A 1,533-nucleotide genomic window follows, 5' to 3' on the forward strand; every position below is an offset into this window, starting at 1 on the left:
CCACCTGCGGGACGGTCACTTCCGCCTTCACGCCGGAATCCACCACGATCACCGGAGCCACCGCGACCGGCGTCATCACGGCGCTGGTAGCCACCACGGTCACCACTGTCGCCGCGCTTGAATCCACCGCGATCGTTGTCGTCACGCTTCTGGTAACCGCCACGATCGTTGTCATCGCGTCGCTGGTAACCACCGCGACCGGCGTCATCGCGCTTGGGGTAACCGCTGTTGTTGTCGTCGCGGCGCTGGTAGCCACCACGATCCGACGAACCGCCGCGGTCCGAACCACCGCGGTAGCCGCCGCGGTCACCGCCGCGATCGAAACCACCTGCGGGACGGTCACTTCCGCCTTCACGCCGGAATCCACCACGATCACCGGAGCCACCGCGACCGGCGTCATCACGGCGCTGGTAGCCACCGCGATCGCCACTGTCGCCGCGTTTGAATCCACGATCGTTGTCGTCACGCTTCTGGTAGCCGCCACGATCGTTGTCATCGCGTCGCTGGTAACCACCGCGACCCGCGTCGTCGCGCTTCGGGTAGCCACCCCTCGAGCTGTCGTCACGGCGCTGGTAGCCACCGCGATCCGCGGAGGCGCCACGATCACCACGGGGACGGTCGTCGTTGCCACGGTAGCCACCACGGTCGCTCGAGCCACCGCGACCGGCGTCATCACGGCGCTGGTAGCCGCCGCGGTCACCACTGTCGCTGCGCTTGAATCCACCGCGGTCGGAGCTGCCCCCGCGGTCGTCGCGGTTGTAGCCGCCACGCTGGCCTTCGGGGCGACCGGAGCCGCGATTGTCGTCGCTACGACGGAATCCACCCCGGTCGGAGCCACCACGACCTGCGCTACCGCCTCGGCCTGCGTCGTCACGGCGGAATCCGCCGCCTTCGCCACGGCCGGAGCCTCGATTGTCACCGTGTCCGCCGCGGGGGCGATCGGTCGGTTCGCCTCGCCGGCCGAAACCGGGGGCGTCTCCGTCCCGGCGGAAAGGCTTCCGTCCGTCGTTGTGTTCCGACACGGCGATCCCTCTCTAGGTTCCCCGGCCTCCGGGGAGTGTTGTCAATGGCCCCGCCACTAAGAATTCAACCACGGACGAAGGACGGGGCATCGTCCGCCTGGCGTACCGAACTCGTATCGAGTCCACAAACGCCGATAGGGGACCCAAATAAGGGTCCCCTATCGCGAAGGATGTTCCGGCAGTGTCCTACTCTCCCACACCCTGACGAGTGCAGTACCATCGGCGCAGGTGGCCTTAGCTTCCGGGTTCGGAATGGGACCGGGCGTTTCCCCACCGCTATAACTACCGTAACTCTATGAAACTAGACAGCGCACCCCGAAAACACCGGACCCCAACCGAATCGGGACCTGATGATCAGGATTGCTGCAGTGTCTGTTGTTTCAGAAACCGCACAGTGGACGCGTAACACCTTCATAAGTAAGCCCTCGGCCTATTAGTACCAGTCACCTACACCAGTTACCTGGCTTCCAATTCTGGCCTATCAACCCCATGGTCTGTAGGGGGCCTTAAC

The 1,533-nt window shown here is 65.1% G+C and carries 1 protein-coding gene and 2 rRNA genes; all 3 read right to left on the minus strand.

Annotated features, from left to right (window positions below; all coding sequences use genetic code 11):
* Nucleotides 1-673: hypothetical protein (locus ACFWFP_RS13890; RefSeq protein WP_379295098.1), on the minus strand; the 673-nt coding region annotated here is incomplete at its 3' end.
* Between the two features lie 522 nt (nt 674-1,195).
* Nucleotides 1,196-1,312 (minus strand): 5S ribosomal RNA (gene rrf, locus ACFWFP_RS13895).
* A 123-nt stretch (nt 1,313-1,435) separates the two neighbouring features.
* A 23S ribosomal RNA gene (locus tag ACFWFP_RS13900) occupies nt 1,436-1,533 on the minus strand; the annotation flags it as partial.

The sequence above is a fragment of the Nocardia sp. NPDC060249 genome (assembly GCF_042728755.1).
Lineage (GTDB): Bacteria > Actinomycetota > Actinomycetes > Mycobacteriales > Mycobacteriaceae > Nocardia.